The organism is Streptomyces fradiae ATCC 10745 = DSM 40063 (assembly GCF_008704425.1).
Taxonomy (GTDB): Bacteria; Actinomycetota; Actinomycetes; order Streptomycetales; family Streptomycetaceae; genus Streptomyces; species Streptomyces fradiae.
Window position 1 is genome coordinate 6,475,248 of the sequence record NZ_CP023696.1, and the last position, 26,180, is coordinate 6,501,427.

General features: G+C 78.1%; 11 protein-coding genes. 2 read left to right on the top strand and 9 right to left on the bottom strand.

Annotation, left to right across the window (positions count from 1 at the left end):
• Positions 1-33: 33 nt before the first annotated feature.
• The 8 genes from CP974_RS28265 to CP974_RS28300 all read right to left on the bottom strand — a co-directional run bounded on the left by CP974_RS28265 (position 34) and on the right by CP974_RS28300 (position 24,902).
• Positions 34-1,581: a cytochrome P450 gene (locus tag CP974_RS28265; protein WP_078915483.1), complete on the bottom strand. Its 1,548-nt coding sequence runs from the start codon at positions 1,579-1,581 to the stop codon at positions 34-36.
• Positions 1,578-9,302 carry a non-ribosomal peptide synthetase gene (locus tag CP974_RS28270; protein ID WP_078915481.1) on the bottom strand — a complete coding sequence of 2,575 codons (7,725 nt, stop codon included), beginning with the start codon at positions 9,300-9,302 and terminating at the stop codon, positions 1,578-1,580. Before CP974_RS28270 ends, CP974_RS28265 begins: the two co-directional genes overlap by 4 nt.
• A gap of 297 nt (positions 9,303-9,599) precedes the next feature.
• A complete protein-coding gene (locus CP974_RS28275) occupies positions 9,600-16,145 on the bottom strand; it encodes a non-ribosomal peptide synthetase (protein ID WP_031130147.1) in 6,546 nt (2,181 codons plus the stop codon).
• A 748-nt stretch (positions 16,146-16,893) separates the two neighbouring features.
• A complete protein-coding gene (locus tag CP974_RS28280; protein WP_223844516.1) occupies positions 16,894-19,380 on the bottom strand; it encodes a lantibiotic dehydratase in 2,487 nt (828 codons plus the stop codon).
• On the bottom strand, positions 19,377-19,700 hold the full coding sequence (locus CP974_RS28285) for an acyl carrier protein (protein ID WP_078915872.1): 324 nt from the start codon (positions 19,698-19,700) through the stop codon (positions 19,377-19,379). Before CP974_RS28285 ends, CP974_RS28280 begins: the two co-directional genes overlap by 4 nt.
• On the bottom strand, positions 19,697-20,821 hold the full coding sequence (locus CP974_RS28290) for a threonine ammonia-lyase (protein ID WP_078915873.1): 1,125 nt from the start codon (positions 20,819-20,821) through the stop codon (positions 19,697-19,699). Before CP974_RS28290 ends, CP974_RS28285 begins: the two co-directional genes overlap by 4 nt.
• On the bottom strand, positions 20,818-22,320 hold the full coding sequence (locus tag CP974_RS28295; RefSeq protein WP_031136022.1) for an amino acid adenylation domain-containing protein: 1,503 nt from the start codon (positions 22,318-22,320) through the stop codon (positions 20,818-20,820). The genes CP974_RS28290 and CP974_RS28295 overlap by 4 nt, the downstream gene beginning before the upstream one ends.
• Positions 22,320-24,902 (bottom strand): lantibiotic dehydratase, encoded by a 2,583-nt coding sequence (locus CP974_RS28300; protein WP_444875591.1) that lies wholly within the window; start codon positions 24,900-24,902, stop codon positions 22,320-22,322. Before CP974_RS28300 ends, CP974_RS28295 begins: the two co-directional genes overlap by 1 nt.
• A 196-nt stretch (positions 24,903-25,098) precedes the next feature.
• Here CP974_RS28300 and CP974_RS28305 point away from each other — a divergent pair, with 196 nt between their 5' ends.
• A complete protein-coding gene (locus tag CP974_RS28305) occupies positions 25,099-25,317 on the top strand; it encodes an MbtH family protein (protein ID WP_031136024.1) in 219 nt (72 codons plus the stop codon).
• 82 nt (positions 25,318-25,399) lie between these two features.
• On the opposite strand, the gene CP974_RS29865 is transcribed toward CP974_RS28305, so the two are convergent.
• Positions 25,400-25,552 carry a hypothetical protein gene (locus CP974_RS29865; protein ID WP_162887749.1) on the bottom strand — a complete coding sequence of 51 codons (153 nt, stop codon included), beginning with the start codon at positions 25,550-25,552 and terminating at the stop codon, positions 25,400-25,402.
• Positions 25,553-25,881: 329 nt separating this feature from the next.
• Between CP974_RS29865 and CP974_RS28310 the strand changes: the two genes are divergently transcribed.
• Positions 25,882-26,052, top strand: a complete 171-nt coding sequence (locus CP974_RS28310; protein WP_031136026.1) for a DUF5670 family protein — start codon at positions 25,882-25,884, stop codon at positions 26,050-26,052.
• Positions 26,053-26,180: the final 128 nt, after the last annotated feature.

Genomic DNA, 26,180 nt, shown 5'->3' on the forward strand with positions numbered 1-26,180 from the left:
CGTCACGCCGCCGCGGTCGCGGGCGGCGGGTGGTCAGTAGCGGACGGGCAGGGCCGTCAGCGCGCGGTTGAGCAGCGAGGGCTGCCAGGACAGGGGCTCGTCCACCAGCGACAGGCCGGGGCGTTCCCGTACGAGCACGTCGACCGCGCTCACGGCGACCAGCCGGGCGAGGGCCGCGCCGACGCAGAAGTGGGCGCCGAACCCGAAGCCCAGGTGCAGGGGCCCCCCGGTGCCGCGCCGGACGTCGAACCGGCCGGGGTCGGCGAACCGGTCCGGGTCCCGGTTCGCGGCGGCCGTCACCAGGAACAGCCGGTCCCCGGCCCGTACCGCCCGGCCGTCGAGCTCCAGGTCCGCGGCCGCGATGCGGATCGACATCTTCGACGGCCCGTCGAAGCGCATCGTCTCCTCCACCGCCGCCGGCACCAGCCGGGCCGGGTCCTCGCGCACCGCCGCGAGCTGGTCCGGCCGGCTCAGCAGCGCCAGCAGGGTGTTCGCGATCAGGTTGCTCGTGGTCTCGCCGCCGGCGAAGGCCATCTGCGTCAGCATCCCGACGAACTCCTCCTCGCTGACCGACGTGCCGACGCGCCCGCCCGCCAGCACGGCGCTGATCAGGTCGTCCTTTGGCTCCTCGCGGCGCCGGCGCACCAGTTCGGCGAGGTAGTCCTCCAGGTTGACCAGCGACTGCAGGGACGTGCGGTACTCGCGCTCCTCCTGGGCCGCGCCGAGCACGAGGTCCCCGACGCGGGCGTTCCAGTACCAGAAGGACGGGGCGTCGGCCTGCGGCACGCCCAGCCAGCGGGCGAACACCAGCGCGGGCAGCGGCCGGGCGATGTCGGCGACGAGGTCCCCGGTCCTGCCGGGTGCGGCGCGGCGGCCCGCCATGGCCCGCGTGGCCCGCTCCACGAAGCCCCGGTACCGGTTGATCGCCCGGGCGGCGAACTGGTCCTGGAAGACCTGCCGCAGGCGCCGGTGCCGCGGCGGGTCGTTGAACACCATCCAGCGGGAGAGGATCCCGAAGGCCCGCTCCGCGTCGTCGCGGGCCCCCTCCGGCACGGCGTCCATCAGGGGCCGCACCCGGTCGGCCGAGACGGCGGGGTCGCGCAGGCAGTGCGTCAGCTGCTCGTGCCCGGTGACCAGCCAGGCGCGGTGCATCGCGCTCCAGTGGACCGGGTCGTGGTCGCGCAGCGCGTCGAGGTACGGGTACGGGTCGGCGTTGACGGCGGGGGAGAGCAGGTACCGCTCCGTGAAGCCGGCGGACCGGTCGGCGGCGCCGCGCCCGGCCCGTTCGCCGGCCTGGTCCCCGGCCTGGTCCCCGGCCTGGTCCCCGTCCCGTTCCCCGGCCCGGACCGCCCCTGCGACCGGGGCGGCCTCGGGTCCGGCAGGACCGGCCCCCGCACCGGCCGCACCGGCCGGGGTGCCCGGGGCGGCCGCCCCGGTACCGGCGCGGGCACCGGTGAAGGGGCAGGCCGCAGCGGTGGCGGTCGTCGCCGGGGCCGGCCCGGTGGCCGTCGCCGTCGCGGGCACCGTCGCCGTCGCGGGCCCGGTCGGGGCCGCGGTGTTCTCCGTGGTCGTCGCGGTCATCGGACGGCCCCCGTCCCGATCCGGGCCAGCAGCGCGGCGGTCCGCGGCATGAGCCGCTCGGACATCATCGACATGTGGTCCCCCTCCGTGACATGGACCGTCAGCCCGCCCAGCGCCAGTTCGCGCCACCGTGCGACGTAGGTCCGGTATCCGACGTCCAGGCCGGGCATCGGCTCGTCCTCGGGCAGCCCGGCCGCGGTGCTTCCCACGACCAGGTGGACGTGACCGGGGTACGGGCGCACCCGGTAGCCGGCCAGCGCCACCAGCAGCGAGTGCCACACCTCGATCGGCGCGTTCTCCACCAGCGCCGCCTCGCTCGGGCTCATCCCCGCGCCGAGCAGCAGCGCGGTCAGCTCCGCCACGGCGGCGTCCCGCTCCGGCGACGGGTCGAGAGCTCGGATCCGGTCGCGCATCCCGAGCGCGGTCACCATGTCGCGGCCGACACCGGCCAGCCGCCCGGCCGCCACCGGGTTGGGCAGGTACGGCTCGATCAGTACGAGCGGCTCCACCGTGTGCCCGGCCTCGTACAGCTGCGTCGCCATCTCCAGCGCCAGGTTGGCGCCCATGGACCAGCCCAGCAGGTCGTGCGGGCCCCGTCCGCCGTGCGCGGTGATCTCGGCGACGTAGTTGGCGGCGATCCCGGCGACCGTCGTGGGGTCCACGCCGCCCAGCAGGCCGCGCGCCTGGAACGCCCGCACGGGCCGGCCCGGCGGCAGCTCGCGGGCGAGCGGCACGTACCAGGCGGCGCTGCCGCCGGTCGGGTGCACGCACCACAGGGGTGCCCCCTCCCCGTCGCGCAGCCGCACCTCGGAGCGGACCTCGGAGCGGACCTCGGACCCGGGCCCGGAGCCGGACCCGTCGTCGTCGGCGCCGCCCGCGCGGGCGGCGAGCCCGGCGATGGTCGGCGCCTCGATGAGGTCCCGCACCGTCACGCGCAGGCCGCGCGCCGTCGCCTGCGCGGCCACGCGCACCGTCGACAGGGAGCTGCCGCCCAGCCGGAAGAAGTCGTCGTGCACACCGACCTCCGCCACGCCCAGCACCCGGCGCCACACCTCGGCGAGCACCAGCTCGGCCGGGGTGCGGGGCGCGACGTACGGGGCGCCGACCCGCTCGCGGCCGGCCGCCGGCAGCGGCAGCGCCCGCTTGTCGACCTTGCCGCTGGTGTTGACCGGCAGCTCGTCGAGGACCGTGAAGAACGCGGGCACCATGTACGCGGGCATCCGCGCCCGCAGCCCCCGCCGCAGCTCCTCCTCGCCCGCCCCGGAGCCCTCGCGGGGCACCACGTAGGCGACCAGGGCCGGTTCGCCGCCCGGCAGGTCGCGGCGGAGCAGGACCACGGCCTGCCGCACCTCCGGCAGCTCCCGCAGCGCGTGCTCCACCTCGCCCAGCTCGATGCGGAAGCCGCGCAGCTTCACCTGCCCGTCCCGCCGGCCCAGCCACTCCACCTGCCCGTCCGGCCGCCGCACCCCGATGTCGCCGGTCCGGCACAGCCGGTCGCCGGGGGCGCCGTACGGGTCGGGGACGAAGGTGGCCGCCGTCAGCTCCGGCCGGTTCAGGTAGCCCCGGCCGACCGCGTGACCGCCCAGGTGGATCTCACCGGGCACGCCCACCGGCACCGGCTGGAGGTCGTCGTCCAGGACGTGGAGCGAGGTGTTGCGGATCGGCCGCCCGACGGGCGCCCTGCGGCAGTCCGGCTCCAGCCGGGCGGCGACCGACCAGGACGAGGTCTCCGTCAGCCCGTACACGTTGAGGAACCGCCGTCCGCGCGACCAGGTGCGGGCCAGCTCCGCCGGGCACGCCTCGCCGGCGACCTGGAGCACCGCCAGCTCGGGGAACCGGTCCTCGCCGAGCACCGCCAGCGCGCTCGGCGGCAGCATCGCGCCGGTGATCCGCCGCTCCCGCAGCGTCGCGGCGAGGTCCGGACCGGGCCGCAGGGCCTCCTGCGGGGCGGTGCACAGGGTGCCGCCGTTGGCCAGTGCCCAGGTCATCTCCAGGATCGACGCGTCGAAGCTGAACGACGCGAACTGCAGCACCCGCTCGCCCGGCGCCGGCTCCACCAGGTCACGCTGGCCCTCCAGCATGTTGGTCAGGCCCCGGTGCGGGATCACCGCGCCCTTCGGGGTGCCCGTCGAGCCGGACGTGTAGATGACGTACGCGGCGGAGTCGGGCGTCACGGCCGGCGCGGGCACCGGCGCCCCGGACGGCTCCCACACCGCCGGGTCGTCCAGGCGCAGCACCGGCCCGTCGAAGGGGACCGCCCCGGCCAGCGCCGACTGGGTGAGCAGCACCCGCATGCCGCTGTCCCGCGCCGTGAACGCCAGCCGCTCCACGGGGTGCCGCGGGTCCAGCGGGAGGAACGCGCCGCCCGCCTTCGAGACGCCCAGCACCGCGCGCAGCATGTCCGGGCCCCGGTCCACGCAGATCCCGACGACCGTCTCGGGGCCCACCCCGAGCGCCCCCAGGCGCGCCGCCAGCCGCCCGGCGTCCGCGTCCAGCTCGGCATACGTGACCTCCCGCGCGCCGTGCTCGACGGCCACCGCGTGCGGGGTCCGCTCCGCGTGCGCCGCCACGCAGGTGTGGAACATCAGCCCGTCGCCGGGCAGTTCCGGGCCGCGGGCCCACGCCCCGAGCGCCCGCTCCCGCGCCGCGCCGCGCAGCGCGGGCCGGGTGACGGGCGCGTCGGGCGCCGCCACCATCGTCTCCAGCACCCCGCACAGCAGGTCGGCGAGCTGGTCCGCCGTCGCGGGGGACACGTACGCCGGGTCGGCGTCCAGCTGGAAGCCGTCCACGCTCGCGTTGACCAGCAGCGGGAACATGGTGCGGGCGATCTCCATCGACTCGTCCCAGGTGTCGCCGGACAGCCGGTGGAAGTTGACGAAGTTGAACACGGCCTGCACGGGGCTCGGCTCGCCCGGCCGCAGCTCCGCCAGCCGCACCAGCGGCACCCTGCGGTGCGGCAGCATCTCCCGCTCGGCGGCGAACACCGCCCGCACGTACTCCAGCCAGCTCCCGCGCGGGCGCCGCACCCCGAACGGCACGGTGTTGAGGAACAGCCCGCGCATCCGGTCCGCGCCCGGCAGCTCCGGCCGGCCGTTGGTGACCAGGCCGATCGCGTGCCCGGCGGCGTCGTCGTCCCACTCGGCGAAGAGGCCCATCAGATGGTGGAAGGCCGTCAGCAGCACGGTGCGCCGGGGCACGCCCGCCTGCCGGGCGAGCCGCCCGACGGGCCCGGCGAGCCGCGCGTACGAGCGCTTCGTCTCGTACACGGTCTCGGCACCCGTGCCGTCGTCGCTGCCGTCCGTGCCCGTGCCCGTGCCGGTCCCGTCCGCGCCCGCCCCGCCTGCGCCTCCGGTACCGCCCTCCACCCCGCGCCGGGTGAACCGGACCGGGTTCAGCCCGTCCAGCGCCGTACGCCAGTACGCGAGGCTCTCCTCGTCCCGCAGCGCCGCCCGCTCCAGCGCCACGTACTCGGCGAACCGGGGCGCGGCGGGCAGCTCCGGCGCCCGGCGGTGCGCCACCGCCCTGCGGTGCAGGTCCAGCAGGTCGGCGATGAGCGAGGTGAGGCTCCAGCCGTCCAGCACCACATGGCAGTCGGTCAGCGTGAGCCGCAGCTCCCGGTCGGTCAGCCGGTGCAGGTGGATGCGGACCAGCGGCGGCGCCGCCAGGTCGAACCGGCGGCCGAACTCCTCCTCCACGTGACCCCGCAGGGCCGCCCGCTGCTCGTCGCGGGACAGCCCCCGCAGGTCCGTGCAGCCCACCGGCAGCGACGCCTCCCGGTGCACGAGCTGCAGCGGCTCGGAGAACGACACGAGGTCCACGGAGGTCCGCAGGATGCCGTGCTCGCGCACCACCGCGTCCACCGCGGCCTGGAAGGCCGCCGAATCGAACCCCTCCGGCACCGTGATCTTCAGGTCGGTGACGTTGTGGTAGGCGCCGCGCCGCTCGTCGGCCAGCATCTCGTGCAGCATCCCCGCCTGGAGCATGGTCAGCGGATACGCGTCCTCCAGACCCTCCGGCAGCCGCGCCCGGTCGGCCGGGTCGAGCTGCGAGAACGGCTCCACCGGCGGCGCCGCCTCGTCGGCCGCCGTCGCCCGCCGCGCCAGCGCGCCCAGCTCCGGCGCCCGGAACAGGTCCGGCACGGTCAGCGCCAGACCCGCCGCCCGGGCCAGGCCGATCACCCGCAGCGCGAGGATCGAGTCGCCGCCCAGGTCGAAGAAGTGCGCCGTGCGGCCGACCCGCTCCACGCCCAGCACCTCGGCCCACACCCGGGCCAGCGCCTCCTCGGTCGCGCCGCGCGGCGGCTCGTACCCGTCGGGCGCGGCGGCGTCCCCGGCCACCGCCCGCAGCGCCGCCCGGTCGACCTTGCCGTTGGCGGTGAGCGGGAGCCGCTCGTGCCGCACGAACAGCGCGGGCACCATGTACGACGGCAGGGTCAGCCGCAACCGGTCCCGCAGGTCCGCCGCGTCCAGCGGCCGGCCCTCCGTCAGCACCACGTGCGCGACGAGCCGGGCACCGCCCGGCTCGGTCCGGGCGACCACGGCGGCGTCCGCGACACCGGGCAGGGCCCGCAGGGCCGCTTCGATCTCGCCGGGCTCGATGCGGTAGCCGCGCACCTTCACCTGGTGGTCGGCCCGCCCCACGTACGCCAGCTGGCCGTCGGGCAGCACCCGCACCAGGTCGCCCGTGCGGTACATGCGGGTCCCGCCGGGGCCGAACGGGTCGGCGGGGAACCGCTCGGCCGACAGCTCCGGGCGGTTGCGGTAGCCGCGCGCCACGCCGCCCCCGGCCACGTACAGCTCGCCGACCGTGCCGCGCGGCACCAGCCGCCGGAACCGGTCCAGGACGTAGCCGTGCTGCCCGGCGAGCGGCCGCCCGATGGGCGACGCGACCGGCGACACCGTGTCCGCCTCGGTGATCGGCCGGTAGGTGACGTGGACGGTGGTCTCCGTGATGCCGTACATGTTGACCAGCGCGGGACGCTCGTCCTGCGGAACGGTGAACCAGTCGCGGTAGTCGCCCGCGTCGAAGGCGTCGCCGCCGAAGACGACCGTCCGCAGCGCCAGCTCGCGGAAGGCCGCCCCGGCCTGCGCCATGTGCGCCCGCAGCCCCTTGAACGCGGCGGGTGTCTGGTTCAGCACCGTCACCCGCTCCTCGCGCAGCACCCGCAGGACCGCCGCCGGGTCGCGGACCTCGTCGTCGGTGAGCACGACGACGCGCCCGCCCGACGCCAGCGGGCCCCACAGCTCCCAGACGGAGAAGTCGAACGCGGGGGAGTGGACCAGCGTCCACACGTCGTCCGCGCCGAAGGAGAAGTGCCGGTCGGCGGCGTCCAGCAGCCAGGCGAGGTTGCCGTGGGTCAGCTCCACGCCCTTGGGACGGCCCGTCGACCCGGAGGTGTAGATCACGTACGCCAGCCGGTCCGCGCCCGGGTCCTCCCCGGCCCCGTCGGCGCCGCCGTGCGCCCCGTCCGGGCGGTGCGCCCCGTGCGCCGCCCCGTCCGGTCCGTACGAGCCGTCCCCGGCGTCCTCCCCGTACGGATCGCCCTCGTCGTCGTCCTCGACCGAGCAGCCGGCCGGGCCGGACACCGGGGCCTCCAGCGGTACGACCTCCACGGGCAGCCCCGCCACGGCCGCGCGGCCCGCGCCGCCCGCGACCACCAGGGACACGCCCGCGTCGGTCACCGTGAACTCCCGGCGCGCCCGCGGGTGCGCCGGGTCCAGCGGCAGGTAGGCCGCGCCCGCCCGCCACACGCCCAGCAGCGCCACCGCCAGCTCCGGGCCGCGCTCCACGCACACGCCGACCAGCTGCTCCGGGCCCGCGCCCGCGGCGCGCAGCCGCCGGGCCAGCGCCCGCGAGGCGGCGTCCAGCTCCGCGTACGTCAGGCTCCGCCCCGCGCCCGACACGGCGACCGCGTGCGGGGTGCGCCGCGCGTGCTCCGCGAACCGCCGCGGTGCCGTGCGCGGCGCCCGCGCCGCCGCGTTCGCGCCGGTGGTCGCCGGCCGGTTGGCCGGGCCGTCGGGGCCCAGCAGCTCGCCGATCTCCTCGTCGGTGAGCAGCGCCATCTCGCTCAGCGGCACGCTGGGCACCCGCACGAACGCCCGCACGACCGCGACCAGGTGCGCGGCGAACCGCTCCACCGACTCGGCGGTGAACAGGTCGGGCCGGTAGACGAACCGCAGCGCGATCCGCCCCCCGTCGGCCCCGTCGGCCCCGTCGGCCCCGCCCGCCCCGCTCGCCCCGCGCGTCCCGGCCGGGCCCTCGCCGGGTCCGCTCTCCAGCACGTCCAGGGTGAAGTCGAACTTCGCCGTCGTCAGGTCGATCGGGAACGCCTCGCCCACCGCCGCGCCGAGCCGGAACGACCCCGAGGACGCCCGGGTGTGGGTGTACAGCACCTGGAAGAGCGGATTGCGGCCGAGGTCCCGGTCCGGGCTCAGCTCGTCCACGACCCTCTCGAACGGCAGCGCCTGGTGCGACAGCGCGCCCAGCACGCTCTCGCGGGTGCGGCCCAGCAGCTCGTCGCCGGTCGGGTCGCCGGACAGGTCGGTGCGCACGACGAGGGTGTTGACGAAGAACCCGGCCAGCTGCTCGGTCTCGGGCCGCTCGCGGTTGGCGACGACGGTGCCGACGGCGATGTCGTCCTGCCCGGTGTGGAACGCCAGCGTCGCCTGGAACGCCGCCATCAGGGACATGTAGGTGGTCGTGTCCGTGCGCTCGCCGAGCGCGCGCAGCCGGGCGGTCAGGTCGGCGGGCAGCTCCACCGTGTGCAGCGCGCCGGCCGAGGACCGCGCCTCCGGTCGCGGATGGTCGGTCGGCAGCTCCAGCGGGGCCAGCCCGGCGAGGGCGCCGCGCCAGTAGGCGAGGTCGTCGCCCTGGTCGAGGCCGCGCTGCCACACCGCGTAGTCGGTGTACGCGATGGGCAGGGCCGGCAGTCCGTGCCCGCCGCCCTCGGCGCGGGCACGGTGGAGGGCGGCCAGGTCGCGGACGAGGAGGTCCAGCGACCAGCCGTCGGCGACGATGTGGTGCAGGGCGAGGACCAGCACGTGGTCGTCGTCGGCGACCCGCAGCAGCACGGCCCGGAAACCGGGCTCGCAGGCCAGGTCGAAGGGCTGGGCGGCGACGTCGAGCACGGCGGCGGCCAGCGCCTCGGGGCCCCCGTCCCGTACGGACGCGGGCAGCTCCAGCACGTCCAGGCCGGCGGGCTCCGCGTCGAGGACGCGCTGAGCGGGGACGCCGTCCTCCTCGGTGAAGACCACCCGCAGCTGCTCGTGGCGCGCGACCAGGTCGCGGACCGCCCCGTCGAGCGCGGCCGTGTCCAGGGGCCCGGTGAACCGCCAGGCGGCCGGCATCAGGTACTCGGCGCCGTCCGGGTCGAGGCGGTGCAGGAAGTACAGGCGCTGCTGCGCCGCCGACAGCGGCACCCGCTCCGGGCGCGGGTCCAGCCGGGGGATGCCGGCGGGCGCGGCGTCCGCCCGGCCGCGCAGTCGGCGCTCCAGCAGGCGGCGCGCGGCGGGGGAGAGCCCGGAGGCGGACGCGCCCCCGCCCCGGGAGGCCGGCGCGCCCTGGGGAGCCGGTGTGCCCGGGGCGACCGGGGCGGCCGACGCGTCCGGACGGGCCGGCGCGTCCGGACGGGCCGGAGCCGGTGCGGGTGCGGGTGCGGTCGAGGGGGCGGTGGCGCCTTCCGCCTGTGCGGCGGTGGCGCGTTCGGCGTGCGTGGTCGTCATCAGAGGTTCCGTCCCATCAGGAGTCGTGAGCGGGAGCCGGCGGTCAGGGCCGGCGGGTGGTGCTCGGAAGTCCGTGGCGCGCGGGACGCGCGGGGCGAAGGAGGGCACGGGCCCCGGCGGCGGGCGGACCCGCCACCGGGAAGGGCGGCAGGACCCGCCACCGGGGAGGGCGGGGAGACCCGCCACCGGGGAGGGCGGGGAGACCCGCCACCGGAAAGGGCCGGGGGCCAAGCCACCGGGAGGGCGGCGAGACCGCAGCCGCAGCGCGGACGCGGGTCCGCCGCCCGGGGAGCGGCGTCAGCGGTCCGCCGTCAGCGACAGGTCGATCTCGTCCTCGCTCATCGCGGCGATCTCCTCGATGAGCCGGCGCTCCACCTCGGCGGCCAGCCGCTCCACCGTCGGGTGCTCGAACAGGTCCCGCACCCGCACCGGGCAGTCGAACGCGGCCCGCAGCCGGGACGCGACGGCGACGGCGCGCAGCGAGTGGCCGCCCAGCGCGAAGAAGTCGTCCTCCACGCCCACCTGGGCGAGGCCCAGCACCTCGGCCCAGATCTGCGCCGTGACCACCTCGGTCGGCGTGCGTGGGGCGACCGTCCCGGCCGCGGCGGGCGGCTCGGGGTCGGGCAGGGCGGCCGTGTCGAGCTTGCCCTGCACCGTGCGCGGCAGCGCGTCCAGCACGACGAACGCGGCCGGCACCATGTAGCCGGGGAGCCGCGAGCGGCACCAGTCGGCGAGCGCGCCGGGCGCGAGGTCCGGCCCGACGGCGTACCCGACCAGCGCCCGGTCGCCGCGCACCTCGCGGACGAGCACGGCGGCGGCGTGCACCCCGGGGTGCGCCTCCAGCACGGCCTCGACCTCGCCCGGCTCGATGCGGAACCCGCGGATCTTCACCTGGTGGTCGGTGCGGCCCAGGAAGTCCAGCTCGCCGCCCGGCAGCCGCCGCACGATGTCGCCCGTCCGGTACAGCCGCCCGCCCGCCCCGCCGAACGGGTCCGGCACGAACCGCTCCGCCGTCAGCTCCGGCTGCCCCAGGTAGCCGCGCGCCAGTTCGGGCCCGCCGACGAGGAGTTCGCCCGGCACGCCCACCGGCACGAGCTCGCCGTACGCGTCCACCACGTACAGGCGGCGCGCCCCCCACGCCGTGCCGATCGGGACGCGGCCCTCCACCGGCCCGGTCACCAGCCGGGAGGTCGCCGAGATCACCGACTCGGTCGGGCCGTACGTGTTCTGGATCGGCACGTGGGGCAGGTGCGCGAACCAGCGGGCGAGCGGCGCCGACGGCAGGGTCTCGCCGCCCGTCACGACGAGCCGCAGCCCCTTCAGATCGTCCGCGACCGTGTCGAGGCGGGCGGCGACCTCCTCCCAGTACGAGGGCGTCAGCTCCATCACGGTGACGCCGTGGGCGCGGACCCGCTCGGCCAGCTCCTCCACCGTCCACACCTCGTCGGGGCGGACCACCACCGCCGCCCCCGTGCCGAGCGCGGGCAGGACCTGCTCCAGCGACGCGTCGAAGGAGAAGGAGGCGAAGTTCATCACCCGGTCCCCGGCGGTGATGCCGAAGCGCTCCCGAGCCGTACGGGCGTGCGCCGCCAGCGCGTGGTGCTCCACACCGACCGCCTTGGGGCGGCCCGTCGACCCGGAGGTGAAGATGACGCAGGCCAGCTCGTGCGGCGCGGGCGTGTGCCGGGGCCCGTCCGGGTCGGGGCGGACGGCGTCGACGGAGACGACCCGCGCGCCCAGCCGCGCGGCCAGCGGCGCCGTCGCCGCGTCCGTCACGACGCAGCCCACGCCCGCCCGGTCCACCATGTACCGCAGCCGCTCCTCGGGCAGCCGCGGGTCGAGCGGTACGTACACCCCGCCCGCCCGCCAGACCGCGGCCATCGCGGCGACCGACCACAGCCCCCGGCCCAGGCAGACGCCCACCGCCGCCTCCGGGCCCGCCCCGGCGCCGGCCAGCTCCCGGGCCAGCCCCCCGGCCAGCCCGTCCAGCTCGCCGTACGTCAGGCTCGCGTCGCCGCAGACCAGGGCGACCGCGTCCGGCGCCCCCGCCACCGCGTACGGCTCCCCCGGCGCGACGAGCGGGGCCGCCGCGCCGGCCGGGCCCGCCAGCTCCGCGTACTCGGCGGCGGACAGCATCTCCAGCCGCCCCACCGGCCGGTCCGGGTCGGCCAGCACCGCCTGGAGCACCCGGCCCACGTGCCCGGCGAACCGGGACACCGTCGCCGCGTCGAACAGGTCCGTCGCGTACTCGACGTTCAGCGCGAACCGGTCGGCGTACAGCAGGAACGTCGCCGTCAGGTCGAACTTGGCCGACCGCCACGGCAGCGCGAACGGCTCCACCTCCAGACCGTCGGCGCGCACCCCGCCGACCGGGCTCTCCTGCACGTCGAACATCACCTGGAAGAGCGGGTTGCGGGACGCGTCGCGCTCCGGCCGCAGCCGCTCCACCAGCCGCTCGAACGGCACCTCCTGGTGGTCGAACGCGCCCAGCACCGCCTCCCGGACCCGGCCGAGGAACTCCGCGAACGACGGGTCGCCCGACAGGTCGCCGCGCAGCACCACCGTGTTCACGAACAGCCCGACGAGCCGCTCCAGTTCGAGCTGGCCGCGCCCCGCCACCGGGCTGCCCACCGCCACGTCCCGCTGCCCCGACCAGCGGGAGAGCACCACCTGCACCACCGCCAGCAGCACCATGTACCGGGTCGCCCCGTGCCGGCGGGCCAGCTCGTCCAGGCCCGCGGCGAGCGCCGGCGGCAGGTCCACCTCGACGGCGGCGCCCCGCCCCGACCAGGCGGCCGGACGCGGCCGGTCCGTCGGCAGCTCCAGCGGCGCCAGCCCCGCGAGCGCCGACTCCCAGTAGCCGAGCGCCCCGGCCAGCGCCCCGTCCTCGGCCGCCCGCCGCTGCCACACCGCGAAGTCGCCGTACTGGACCGGCAGGTCCGGCAACGCGGCCCGGCGGCCGGCGAGCCGCGCCGTGTAGCAGGCGGTCAACTCCCCGACCAGCACGTCCTTCGACCAGCCGTCCGTCGCCGCGTGGTGGAACGCGATCACCGCCACATGGTCGTCCGGGGCCAGCTCCCACACCCCCGACCGCAGCAGCGGCGGCTCCGCCAGGTCGAACCGGCGCGTCGCGAACGCGGCGGCCCGCTCCCGCACCCCCTCCGGCCCGGCCGCACCGGCGTCCGCCCCGGCCGCCCGCCACTCCAGCGGCACCGCCACCGGCCCGCGCACCCGCTGCGCCGGCTGCCCGTCCACCTCCACGAGCGCCGTCCGCAGCACCTCGTGCCGCGCCACCACGTCGTCCAGGGCACCCTGCCAGGCCGCCCGGTCGAGCCCGCCCCGCACCCGCCAGGCGTACCACAGCACGTACTCGTCGCCCCGGTCCGACATCCGGTCCAGGAACCACATGCGCTCCTGCGCGAAGGACATCGGCAGCGGACCCGACCGGTCCACGGGCACCACCCCGCCGCCCCCGGCCGCCCGCCGGGCGGTGCCGACCAGCGGGCCGAACTCCCGCAGGCGGGGGTTCTCGAACAGGGTGCGCAGCTCCACCTCGCGGCCCAGCCGCTCCGCGATCCGCGACACCGCCATCGTCGCGAGCAGCGAGTGCCCGCCCAGCTCGAAGAACCCGTCGTCGACGCCGACGCGCTCCACGCCCAGCACCTCCGCCCAGATCTCCGCGACCACCCGCTCCGTCGCGTCGCGCGGCGCCACGTACGCGGGCCCGCCCGCCGCACGGTCGCCCGCGCCGGGGGCGGGCAGCGCCGAGCGGTCGACCTTCCCCGCGGCGTTCACCGGCAGCGCGTCCAGCACGGTGAAGGTCGACGGCACCGCGTAGTGCGGCAGCCGCGCGGCGCACCACGCCCGCAGCGCCCCCGGCCCGACCGCGCCGCCTTCCCCGACCGCGCCGTCCTCCCCGTCCGCGCCGCCTTCGCCGTCCGCGCCGCTGCCGGCGCCCCGCGCGCCCTCGGGCCCCGCCGTGCCGGCCCCGTCCCCCGCGCCCGCCGGGGCCGCGACCACGTACCCGGCCAGGGCGAGCGCGCCGCTCGCGTCCGGCCGGGCCGCCACGGCCGCCGCCGCCACGCCGGGGCACTGCCGCAGCACGGCCTCCACCTCGCCCGGCTCCACCCGGAAGCCCCGCACCTTCACCTGGTCGTCGGCGCGCCCCGTGAACTCCAGCCCGCCGTCGTGCCGCAGCCGCACCAGGTCGCCGGTCCGGTACAGCCGCCCGCCCGTGCCGGACGGGTCCGGCACGAACCGCTCCGCCGTCAGCTCCGGCCGCCCCAGGTAGCCGCGCGCCAGCTCCGGGCCCCCGATCAGCAGTTCGCCCACCTCCCCGGCGGCCACCGGCTCGCCCCGCCCGTCCACCACACGGGCGGTGCGCGCCCCGAGCGGCCGGCCGATCGGCACCGTCCCCCGCGGGTCGGGCGCGCCGGGGAGCACGTCGTGCACGGTGGCCGTCACGGTCGTCTCCGTCGGCCCGTACGCGTTGCACACCCGCACGTGCGGGACGCGCGCCCGCCACGCCGCCAGGACGTCCGGCGGCACGGCCTCGCCGCCCAGGACCAGCAGCCGCAGCGACGCCAGCGCGCCCGCCGCGTCCGGCCCGAGCGACCGGGTCAGCTCCGCCCAGTACGTCGGCGGCAGGTTCACCACGGTCAGCCCGTGCCGGCGGACCTCCTCGACGAGCCGCGCCGGGTGCCACTGCTCGTCCGGGCGGACCACCACGGTCGCGCCCCGCGACAGGGCGGGCAGGAGCTGGTCGAGGGAGGCGTCGAAGGTGAACGACGAGAAGGCCAGCACCCGGTCGCGCCCCGTCACGCCGAACGCCTCCCGGGCGGCGGCCACGTGCGCCGCCAGGGCCCGGTGCTCGACGCCCACCGCCTTGGGGCGGCCCGTCGAGCCGGACGTGAAGACGACGTACGCGAGTTCGCGCGGGTCCGGCACCCGGCGCGGCGCCCCGGCCCCCGGTCGTCCGGGCCGTACCGACTCCAGGGTGGCGACCGGCACGCCCAGCGCCCCCGCCGCGTCCGCGGTCGACGCGTCGGCCAGGACGCACCGCACCCCGGCCTCGGCCACCATGAACCGCAGCCGCTCCTCGGGCAGCGCCGCGTCGAGCGGTACGTACACGCAGCCGGCCCGCCAGACACCGGCCATCGCGGCGAGCGCCCCCGGACCGCGCCGCACCAGCACCCCGACGGGGTCGCCCGGCCGCGTCCCGCCGGCGGCGAGCGCGGCGGCCACCCCGCCGGCCAGGGCGTCGAGCGCCCCGTACGTCACCGACTCCTCCCCGCAGACCAGCGCCACCGCGTCGGCGTCCCCCGCCACGGCGAACGGCTCCGCGTCCCCCGCCACGGCGAACGGCTCCGCGTCCCCCGCGGAGGCGGCCGCGTCCGGCGCCGCCGCGAACGGCTCCGCACCGCCCGCCGTGACCGGGTTCCCCGCCGCGGTGGAGGGCCCACCGCCCGGCGCCTCCGCCCGCCCGGCCGCCGCCACCGCGGGCGCGGGCCGACCGGGAGCCGTCGGGGCGGCGGGCCCGGCCGCACCCGTCAGGGGCGCCAGGCGCCCGGCCGTCTCGCCGACCGGCGCGTCCGGCGCCGCCACGACCGCGCGCAGCAGCTCCGCGTACCCGTCGCGGAAGCGGTGCATCGTCGCGGCGTCGAAGAGGGCCGTCGAGTACTGGAGCCGCGCCGCGACCGTCCCGTCCGGCCGGGCGCCGAGGTCCAGGAAGACGTCGAGCGGCGTGCCCCGCAGCGGCGGCGCGACCAGCTCCACGTCCAGGCCGTCCAGGCGCGGCGGGCGCTGGGTGCCCAGCAGGGTGAACGACGCCTGCGCCAGCGGGTGGCGGGACAGGTCCCGCGCCCCGCCCACGGCCTGCACGACCCGGTCGAAGGGCGCCTCGGCGTGCGAGAAGTCCCGCAGCGCCCCCGCCCGCACCCGGCCCAGCAGCTCCGCGAAGGACGGGTCGCCGCCCAGGTCGGTGCGGAGCACGATCGTGTTGACGAACGGCCCGATCACGTCCGCCGCGCGCGGGTCGCCCCGGTCGGCGAGCGTCGTGCACACGGCGATGTCCGTCCGGCCGGAGTACCGGGCCAGCAGCGCCTGGTACGCGGCGAGCATCACCATGTACCGGGTGGCCCGGTGCGAGCGGGCCAGCCGGTCCACCCCGGCCACCAGCCCGGCCGGCAGGTCGAAGCGCACCACGTCGCCCGCGCCGTCCCAGAAGCGGGGCCGGGGCCGGTCCGTGGGCAGCTCCAGCGGGGCCACCCCCGCCAGCCGCTCCCGCCAGTGGCCGAGCAGCCGCTCCATGCGGGCCCCGCTCAGCCGCTCGCCCTGGAGCCGCGCGAAGTCGGCGTACTGCATCGGCGGGGCCGCCACGTCCTCGCCCCGGTACCCGGCGGCCAGCTCCCGCAGCAGGACGTCCCAGGACCAGCCGTCCACGGCGATGTGGTGGACGACGACCAGCAGCAGGTGCTCGTCCGCGCCGGTCCGGGCGAGCACGGCCCGCAGCGGCGGCTCCAGCGCCAGGTCCAGCGGGCGGGTCAGCTCGGCGGCGAACAGCTCGTCGGCACCGGCCGCCTCCACCCGCTCCAGGGTGAAGGAGCCGGGCGGGTCGACCCGCGGGACGGGCTCGCCGTCCACGGCGGCGAACCGGGTCCGCAGCACCTCGTGGCGGGCCACGATCCCCGCCAGCGCCCGCTCCAGGGCGGGAACGTCGAGGGCCCCGCGGAAGCGGAGCGCCAGCGGAAGCAGGGAGTCGGCCGAACCTCTGCTGAGCTGGTCCAGGAACCACAGCCTCCGCTGGGCGGACGATACGGTGCGAACAGCTGCGCCAACCTTCACTGCGGGCCTCCAAGCGGGTGGGTTTCCTCCACCCTCCCGGCCGCGGCGCGGGCCCAGTAGGGAAGAAGACGCAACCGCACGCGCAGAAGCCCGCGCACCCGGCCCACCGGGGTCTCCCTCCCGCCGCGGGATTCCGTGCGGGGACGGGAGGCCCGTGCCCCCACCCCCGCCACCGTGGGCGCGCCCGTGCCGTGGGCCCACCCCGCCGCCGTGCGCGCGCCCCCGTGCCGTGGGCCCACCCCGTGCGCGGGTCGCCGTGCGAGTCCCGGTGCGCTTCCGCGCCGCCGTGCGGAAGCGCACCGGGTGCCGGGGCGCGGACATCCGCCGGAGGGCCCGCGCAGGTCCCTCGGCCGGCCGCCGGCGGGCGCACCCGAGGGTGCCCCGCCCACGCCCCCCGCCGCCCCGCCCACGCCCCCCGCCGCCCCGCCCACGCCCCCCGCCGCCCTGCGGGCGTCCCGGTCGCCTCGCGCGCGGCGGCCCGACCGGGTACGGAGGGACCCGCATGCCCGCCGGCACACGCGGGGGAGCCCGCGCACCGTGCCGGAGTCCGCGTACGTCGGCGGGCTCCCGGCGCCGGGGCGGGCGGGCCGCCGTCGCATCCCGCGGGCCGTCCGGCCGGGCGCGCCCTCCGCGCGGGCCCCCGCCGCGTCCCGCCGCCTCACGGGGCCCGTCCGCGCACGCCCGGCGGCGGTGCGCCCGCCCGTCCCGGCCGGGCGCACCGCCGCCCACGCGGGCCGCGCACGCCGTCCTACCCCTCCTCCTCCACGGCCACGAAGCGCAGTTCGGACGTGTACGCGCGCCCCTCGTCGTCGACGAGCCACGCCTGCTCGGGCGTCGGCAGCATCTCCGTGACGACCGCCCTCGCCTCCGGCTCGCGCCTAACCATCCGGCGCACCGCCTTGGCGAGGATGTTGACGTAGACCGGGCTGTCGAAGTCGACGTAGAACGGCCGGGGTTCGGTCGGCAGCGCCACGAAGACGAACCGGGGCATCCCGTGCCGCGCCCGCCACGCGCGGGCGCGCACGAACCGCCGCGCCTCGTCCTTCTCGCCGGCGAAGTCCAGCCCGGCGCCGGGGAGCCGCCAGGTCTCGCGCGCCACGACCAGGCGGTCCACGGTGACGCGCGGGGTGTGCCCGTCCTCCGGCAGGATCCGGAACAGGTCCATGGCCAGGGTCGTCAGCACGTGCGCGAAGACGTCCACGGCGGCGAACTCGGCGCCGTCCGGCAGGACCATTACGAGCCGCCCGTCCCGCTCGGTCACCGCCACGTCGGCGCTGAGCACCGTACGGGGCCGGCCGGCGCCGCTCGTCAGGTCCACCAGCGCCACGTGGTAGTCCTGCGGGCGCACCAGCGCGTGCCGGGTGCGGGCCGACAGCCGCGACCGGTGCTCCTTGGGCAGCAGCGGCATCAGGCGCGGCCGGGGATGGTCGCGGTCGGTCAGCCGCACCAGTGCGCCGGGGTCGGGGTGCTGGTGGACGAAGAGCGACGCGCCCAGCGTGTTGGCGGCCAGGTGCAGTTCGCCCAGGACCAGCTGGAAGTCGCCCCGCTCGACGGCCTCGGCGCCGGTCGCCGCGACCATCACGTCGGGGCTGACGTACCGCGCCGCGGTCCACGCCCCGCCCGCGCCCTGCGCCGCACCGCCTCCGGTACCGGCGTCCGCACCGCGACCCGCGCCGCTTCCGGTACCGCCGTCCGCACCGGCTCCCGCGCCGCTTCCCGCACCGGTGCCGAACCGCTCCGCGACCCGCCCGGCGACCTCCGCCAGCGACCGGCTCACCCGGCGCGCACCGGGCGGCACCTCCAGCACGGACGCCCACCGTTCGCCGAACTCGCGCTGGAGGGCGTCCGCCCGCGCCCGCGCCGTCCCGTGCAGCACCGGCATGCAGGCGAACCAGAACGACGCCAGGTCCACCGGCCCGTCGGCGGCCAGCCGCGCGTACACCTCCCGCGCCTCGGCCGTCACCGCCTCCGCGAGGCGCGCGGTGAGCCAGGCCGAGGCGTCCAGCAGCGGCTCCAGCGGCGCGAGCGCCTCGTGCACGGCCCGCCCCGCCCGGACGGTGGCCGACCTGCGGCAGTCCGCGTACACGACCGCCCGGCAGGGCGCGGTGCCGGCCGACTTCTCCCGCACGGCCGCGGTCTCGGTCAGCCCCGCGAACGCGCCCTCCAGCTCCGTCAGCGCGGCCACCACCCGGTCGGCCCCGGCGGCCTCCCGCACCCGGTCCCGCCCGCGCTCCAGCGAGTCGAGCGCGGCGAGCCAGGGGCGGCGCGCCCGAGCGTCGCCCACCCGTCCGAGCCACTCCCGCAGGGCGCGCTCGGGGCGGGCGCCCGCCGGAACCTCCAGCTTCCACACGACCCAGCGCCGGGCCACCAGGTCGGCGAGGACCGCCGGCACGTCCACGCCGGGCAGCGCGGTGCGGATCTCCCGCACGGGGCGCGTCCCGTCGCACAGCGCCAGCACGGCGGCGGCGTCCGGGCCGGCCGTCCGCGCCGGCCGGCCCGGCACGGTCACCTCCGTGCCCGACACCCGGACGAAGGGCACCCGCCGGGGCGCCACCCACTCCCGCAGCGCCGGGTCGGCGTCCATCCGCGCGGCCAGGGCGTCGATCGCCCAGCCCGCGAAGTACACCTCCGTCGCGGCGGTCAGGCCCTCGCCCGGCTCGACCTCCACCCCCGGCGCGGCGAGGTCCCAGCGGCCCCAGCCGACGGGTCCGAAGAAGCCGATGGTGTCGTTCTTGACGCAGAACCGCTGCCAGTAGTGGGCGACGAGCTCCTCGCGCTGGCGGGGCATGCTGGTGCGCCCGGCTGCCGTCGGCGTCCACGCCAGGAACGGCGCCACCCCGGAGGTGAGCACCGGGCGGTTCTGCCACGCCACGGCCTCCCGGAAGGCGGGGGTCCGGGCGATGTCCTGGAGGGCGTGGGCGCTCTCCACGGCGGCGTCGGCGAACAGCGCGGCGAAGCCGGCCCACTCGTCGCCGTCCGCGTCCGCCCCCGCCCCGGCCCGCGCCGCCGGGGCGTCCGCCCCCGCCCCGGCGCCGGGGGCGGAGCGGGCTCCGCCCGGTCCCGGCTCCGGCGCGTCGAGGGAGACGAACTTGTCGGCCGCCTCGGCGAGCCCCGGCGGGGCCAGCCGCAGCACCCCGGAGGCCGGGAAGCCGGGCCCGCGCAAGGCGAACTGCTCCCACAGCCGCCAGCGCCCGCCGGGCAGCCACACCCCGTCCCGCTCCTCCACGGCGCTCACCCCTCGATCAGGTCGGAGTGGACGACGTCGGCGAGGTCCGCCGGGGTCGGGTACGCGAACACCAGCGACACCGGCACGTCGACGCCGAGGGCGTCCTGGAGCCGGGCGGTGACCTGGAACGCCGTCAGCGAGTCGCCGCCGTTCTCGTAGAAGTCGCTCAGCTCGTCCAGGTCCGGGACGCCCAGGGCGTCCCGGTAGACGCCGACCAGCAGGTCGGTGACGGCGGCGGCGCTCACCCCGGCGGCCGGGGGCGTGGGCCCGGTGGCCGTCGGAGCGGTGGCCTCGGTCGGGGCGGCGGTGAGGGTGGTGGTCCGGCTCATCGGGTCTCCTCCAGTTCGGGATGTGTGCAGGTCGGTGCGAGGCGGCGGGCGGGACGGCCCGTGCCCGCCGCGGAGGTGTCGGAAAGGCGGGAAAGGCCGGGCAGGCCGGAGAGGCCGGGGGCGCCGGGCATCCGGGAGGCGCCGGGGGCGCTGCGGTCCGCGGAGGTCGCGGACGTACGAGAGGCGCGTGCGGCGAGGGCCGCCAGGGTGTTCCCGCCGGACACCACGGCGACGGCCCGCTCCCGGTGCCGCCCCGCGCGCAGCGCGCCCGCGAGGGCGACGGCGCCGCTGGGCTCCGCCTCCACGCCCAGCCGGCGCAGCCGGTCGGTCGCGGTGAGGATCTCGGCGTCGGACACGGCGACCAGGTCGTCCACCCGGTCCCGTACCACCGCGAACGGCACCGCGCCGGGCGCCTGCGCCCGCAGCCCGTCCGCGACCGTGTCGCAGGGCGGCAGCCGCACCGGCCGGCCCGCCGCCAGCGACCGCGCGTAGCGGGGCGTGCCCGCCGGCTCGACGCCGACGATGCGCACCGGGTGGTCGCGGGCGGCCAGGCACACCCCGGCGAGCAGCCCGCCGCCCCCGACCGGCACGTACAGGGTCCGCACGTCCGGTACGTCGGCGAGGATCTCCCGGCCCACCGTGCCCTGCCCGGCGACGACCAGTTCGTGGTCCGACGACGGCACGAGGACGGCCCCGGTCTCCTCGGCCAGGGCCCGCGCCCGCTCCTCCCGCTCCTCGACGCCGCCGGCCACGCTCACCGTCCGCCCGCCGAGCGCGCGGATGCGGGCGGCCTTCGCCGGGCTCGTCCCGGCGGCCAGCACCACCGTCACGCGCACCCCCAGGGGCGCGGCGAGCCGGGCCAGGGCGATGCCGTGGTTGCCGGACGAGCCGGTCACGATGGCGCGGGCGCCCAGCGCCAGCACCGCGTTGGCCGCGCCCCGCAGCTTGAACGAACCGCTGCGCTGGAGGTGCTCGGCCTTCAGCAGCAGCCCCCAGCCGCCGCGCCGCCGCCCCGGCGCCGGCAGCCCCGGCAGCAGCGGGGTGCGCCGCGCGTACGCGGCGAGGCGCTCGGCCGCGCGCTCCACGTCGGCGGGCACCGGCCCGCCCCCGTACCCGCTCACGACCGGGCCGCCGCGTCCGCGAGGGCCCGCCGGTCCGCCTTGCCGCTGCGGGTCACGGGCAGCTCGTCGAGCCGCGCGAAGCGGCGCGGCATCAGGTGCGGCGGCAGCGTCGCCGCCAGGTGCGCGCGCAGCTCCCCGTCCCGGACGTCCGCCAGGTCGCCGGTGACGTGGGCGGTGAGGAAGACCCGCCCGGCGCCGTCCTCGCCGGCCGTGACGACCGCCCCGGTGACGGCGGGGTGCGCCAGCAGCGCCCCCTCGACCTCGGCGGGGTCCACCCGATGGCCGCGGATCTTCACCTGCCGGTCGCGGCGCCCCAGCAGGTGCAGCCCGCCGGGCCCGCTCCTGGCCAGGTCGCCCGTCCGGTACAGCCGCGCCCCCGGCGGGCCCGCCGGGTCCGGCACGAAGCACTCCGCGGTACGGGCGGGCAGGCCCCGGTAGCCGCGGGCGACCCCGGCCCCGCCGACGCACACCTCGCCCACCGCCCCCTCCGGCACGGGACGCAGCTCCTCGTCGAGCAGCCGGACGACCACCCCGTCGAGCGGCGTCCCCACGATGTCGGCGCCGGTGTCCGGCTCCGCCGGCACCGCGTACCGGGTCGACGTCATGGTGCACTCCGTCGGCCCGTACTGGTTGACGAGCCGGTCCTCGATCACCGCCCGGCCGCCCGCCGCCAGGAACGGCCGCAGCGACTCCCCGCTGCTCGCCACCAGCCGCACGCCCTCCAGCAGCCCCGCCCCGTCCGGGCGCCCCGCCAGGAACGCCAGGAACGACGGCACCACGCTCAGCAGCGCGTTCACCCCGTGCTCCCGTACGACCGCGCCGAACTCCTCGGGCCGCAGCACCGCCGACCGGGGCACCACCACCAGCCGCCCGCCCGCGAGGAGCGGGGCGAACGTGTCCCGGATCGACGCGTCGTACCCGAGCGGCGCCGCCTGCAGCACCACCGTGTCCGGGCCCAGGCGGAAGTCCCGCGAGACGGCCCGCAGATACGCGTCGAGCCCCCGGTGCTCCACCAGGACCGGGCTCGGCTCGCCCGTGGAGCCGGACGTGTGGCTCACGTACGCCAGCGCCCGCCCGTGCGGCGGTCCCGTCAGCCGGGCGCCCCGCCCGCCGGGCTCCGGGCGGTCCAGCAGCACCGGCCGTCCGGGCACCGGCAGCCGCAGCCGGCCGGCGAGCTCCGCGGTGGTGACGAGGAGGTCGGCGCCGCCGCTGCGGACGAGCGCGGCCAGCCGCCGCGGCGGCTGCTCCACGTCGAGGGTGAGGAACGCCGCCCCGCACCGCACGGCCGCGGCCACCGCGATCACCGCGTCCACCCCGCGCTCCACGGCCACGGCGCACACCGTCTCGGCGCGGGCGCCCCGCGCGGCGAGCGTCCCGGCGAGCGCGTCGATCCGCGCGGCCAGCCCGGCGTACGTCAGCTCGCCGCCCGGCGCGGTCACCGCGACCCGGTCCGGTTCCCGCGCGGCGTGCGCGGCGATGTCGTCGACGAAGGTCCGCATCACCGGCCCCCTTCCGACCTCGCGGCGCCCGCGGTCGCCACCCCGGCGCCCCCGGCCCGCCCCACCGCGTCCACGGCCGGGACCCGGACGCCCCGGGTCAGCACGCCGGCGCCCCCGGCCCGCACCCCGGCGCCCACCGCCGGGCCCACGCCGCCCCCGGCCCGCCCCACCGCGTCCACCGCGAGGGCGCCGGCGTCCGCCCGCACCCCGGCGTCCACCGCGAGGGCCCGGGCGTCCGCGGCCTGCTCCGGGGCGCCCGCCGGCTCCCCGGCGCCCGCCGTCTGGTCGACGGCGACGAACCGCAGCTCGGAGGTGTAGGTCCGCCCCTCGTCGTCCGTCAGCCACGCCTGCTCCGGCGTGGGCAGCATCTCGCTGACCACCAGCCGCGCCCCCGCGTCGTGACGGGCCAGCCGCCGCGCCGCCTTCGCGAAGATGTTCACGTACACGGGGCTGTCGAAGTCCACGTAGAACGGGCGCGGCTCGGTCGGCGACACCACGAACACGAACCGCGGCAGGTCCCGCTCCCGCGCCCACGCGCGGGCCCGCACGAACCGCCTCGCCTCCGACTTCTCGCCGCTGAAGCCCATCTCCGCCACGGGAAGCGTCCACGTCTCGCGCGCCACCACCATCCGGTCGATGCTGACGCGCGGCGTGTGGTCGCCCTCGGGCCGCAGCGTGAAGCGGTCCATCACCCGCTGCGTCAGCGTGTTGGCGTACACGTCCAGGAGGTCGAAGACGGCGCCGTCCGGCAGGACCGCCACCAGCGCGCCGCCGCGGTCCTCCACCGCCACGTCGGCGGCGAGCACCGTGCGCTGCCGCAGCGGGTCCCCGGTGTGGTCCACCAGCGCCACGTGGTAGTCCTCCGGCCGCTCCAGCGACGGCCTGCTGCGCGTCGACCACTTCAGCGGCAGCTCCTTCGGCAGCATCGGCAGCAGCCGGGGGCCGGGGAAGTCCCGGGACGTCTCGGCCACCAGGGCGCCGCGGTCGGGGTGCTGGTGCACGAAGAGCGAGGCGCCCATCGTGTTCAGCGCGCAGTGCATCTCGCCGAGCAGCAGCTCGTAGTCGCCGCGCGCCACCGCGTCCGCGTCCTCGGCCAGGACCAGCACGTCCGGGCTGAAGTACCGCGCCAGCGACCATCCCGCACCCGGCTCGTCGAACTCCTCCCGCACCCGGTCGGCCAGGTCCCGCGACGACAGCCGCACCCGCCGCGCCCCCTCCGGCACCTCGAGGATCCGCGCCCACTTCGCGCGCAGCTCCGCCTGGACGGCCGCCACGTCCTCCTCCGCCCTCGGGTGCGGCGACGGCAGGCACGCCAGCCACAGGGACGCCAGGTCCACCCGGCCGCCGTCCGCCTCGGCGGCGAGCCGCTCCCACAGCGGGCGCAGCCGCCCCCGGATGCGCTCGGCGACCCGGTTCGTCATCCACCGGGCCGCCGTCAGGCACAGGGCGAGCGGCGTCAGCTCCCCGAGCAGCTCCCGGCCGAGCACGGCCGTCGCGGAGCGCCGGCAGTCCGCGTAGACGACGCCCCGGCACGGCGCCGTCCTGGCGCCCTTCGCCCGCTGCGCCTCCGTGGCGGTGAGCGCCGCGAAGTCCGCCTCCAGCGCCCCCAGCGCCGCCGTCAGCGCCGCGTCGTCGGTGCCCGCGGCCCCTACGGCGTCACGCCCCCGCTCCAGCACGGCCAGCCGCTCAAGGGCCGGTTCGCGGACCGCCGGGTCGCCGATCCGCTCCAGGATCGCCCGCAGCCCGGCTTCCGGGTACGTGCCGGACGGCACCTCAAGGCGCCAGTGCACCCACCGCCCCGCCACCAGCGCCCGCACCGACCGCTCCGCCTCCGCCTCGGACAGCCCCGCCGCCCCGGCGATCTCCGCGACCGTCCGCGTCCCGTCGCACAGCCTCAGGACCGCCAGGTCGGCCCCGGCGACGGGCTGCGGCCGGCGCCCCGGCACCCGCACCGCGCCGTCCTCGATCCGCACGAACGGGACGCGGCGGGGCGGTATCCACGCCCGCAGCGCCGGGTCCGCGTCCAGGGTCCTGGCGAGGGCGTCGACGGCCCAGCTGGAGAAGTAGACGCGGGAGTCGGCGAGGAAGCCGCTGCCCGGATCGACGGCGACGCCCTCCCGGCGCAGGTCCCAGCGGCCCCAGCCGACGGGTCCGAAGAAGCCGATGGTGTCGTTCTTGACGCAGAACCGCTGCCAGTAGTGGGCGACGAGCTCCTCGCGCTGGCGGGGCATGCTGGTGCGCCCGGCGGCCGTCGGCGTCCACGCCAGGAACGGCGCCACCCCGGTGCGCAGCACGGCCGGGTTCTGCCAGGCGACGGCCGCCCGGAACCGGGGGCTCCCCGCGATCTCCTGGAGCAGCCGCGCCGTGCGGACGGCGGCCTCGTCGAACTCCCCGGTGAACGCCTCCCACTCGGGCCCGGCCGGGTCGCCGCCCGCCGCGAACCCGTCCGCGGCCCGTGCGAGCCCCGGCGGCGCCAGCCGCAGCACGCCCCCGGCGGGGAAGCCCGGCCCCCGCAGCGCGAAGTGCTCCCACAGGCGCCACCCCCCGACGGGCAGATGAACGGTCTCCGGCATGTCCGGCATGGCGGAACTCCTTCCGAGGAGGGTCGGGCCTGGCTCGTGGCCCCGCCGACACTGCCCCGCCCGGCCCGCCGCGGCCAGGGAAGGAGCCGCACGGCACTCAGCCGGTGCTGCTGCGCGTTTGTCCCTGTCGGCCGGCCGTCGCGGGCGGCACGCTCGAGGCCCGTCGTACCGACCGAGCCGAGGAGGACCCAGCGAGATGAGCGACAGCGAGCAGTACCGGGCCGAGGAGTACCAGGTCGTCCTCAACGACGAGGAGCAGTACTCCGTCTGGCGGACCGACCGCCCGCTGCCGGCGGGCTGGCGCGCCGAGGGCACGACCGGGTCGCGCCAGGAGTGCCTGGACCACATCGGCCGCGTCTGGACCGACATGCGCCCCCTGAGCCTGCGCCGCCACCTGGAGCCGGCCGGCGCCTGACCGCCCCCGGCCCCGGCCGGCCGCGGAAACACGTCACCCGCACGGACGCGGTCGTCCGTGCGGGTGACGTGTCTCGGCGGGCTCAGCGGCGGCGGCCTCCGCGCAGCCTGCCGAGAAGCCGGCCCGCCTGCTCCCTCCTGCGCGGGTCCGAAGCGGTGCGCCGGGCCGTGTCGGCCAGCTTCCGCCCCTGCGGGCTGCGGGTGAACTCCCTGAGCCGGTTCATCAAGCCGGGCATGACCTCTCCTCTCTGACGGTTCCGGGGACGGGGCGGCCGGGGACGGGGCGACCGTCCGCCGGCAGCCGGCCACGGAGGCGGCCCCCGCGCAGGGGGAACCGCCCGCCGACCGGGAGCGGCGGGATCACCGTCCGTGTCAGCGCCCGGGGATCACCGTCCGTGTCCGGACGCCCTGGCCGCCCGTATGCCCCGAGGGCGGGCGGCCACACCTCTCCCCGGCCTCTCCGCACCGCTCCGGACACCCTCCGCGGCCGCTCGCGACCGGCCCGGACGAACGGGCGTGTACGCGTCGTGGGGCGGGGCACACGAAGGGGCGGAGGCTGATAGATATGGTTCCCCTTCTTCTCGTTCTTCTGCTCGTCCTGATCCTCTTCGGTGCGGGCTTCGCACTCGAGGCACTGTGGTGGGTCGCGGTGATCCTCCTGGTGGTGTGGCTGCTGGGCTTCGTGATGCGGTCGGCGGACTCCGCCGGCAAGCGCGGACGCTGGTACCGCTGGTAGGCGCCCGCGCAAGCGCGGGCAGACAGCGCGGCCCGCTCCCGGAACACCGGGGGCGGGCCGCTTTCATGCGCGGTGACCGCCCTGGGCGCGCGCCCCCCCGGGGGGAGGAGGGCCCGAAGACGGCCGCC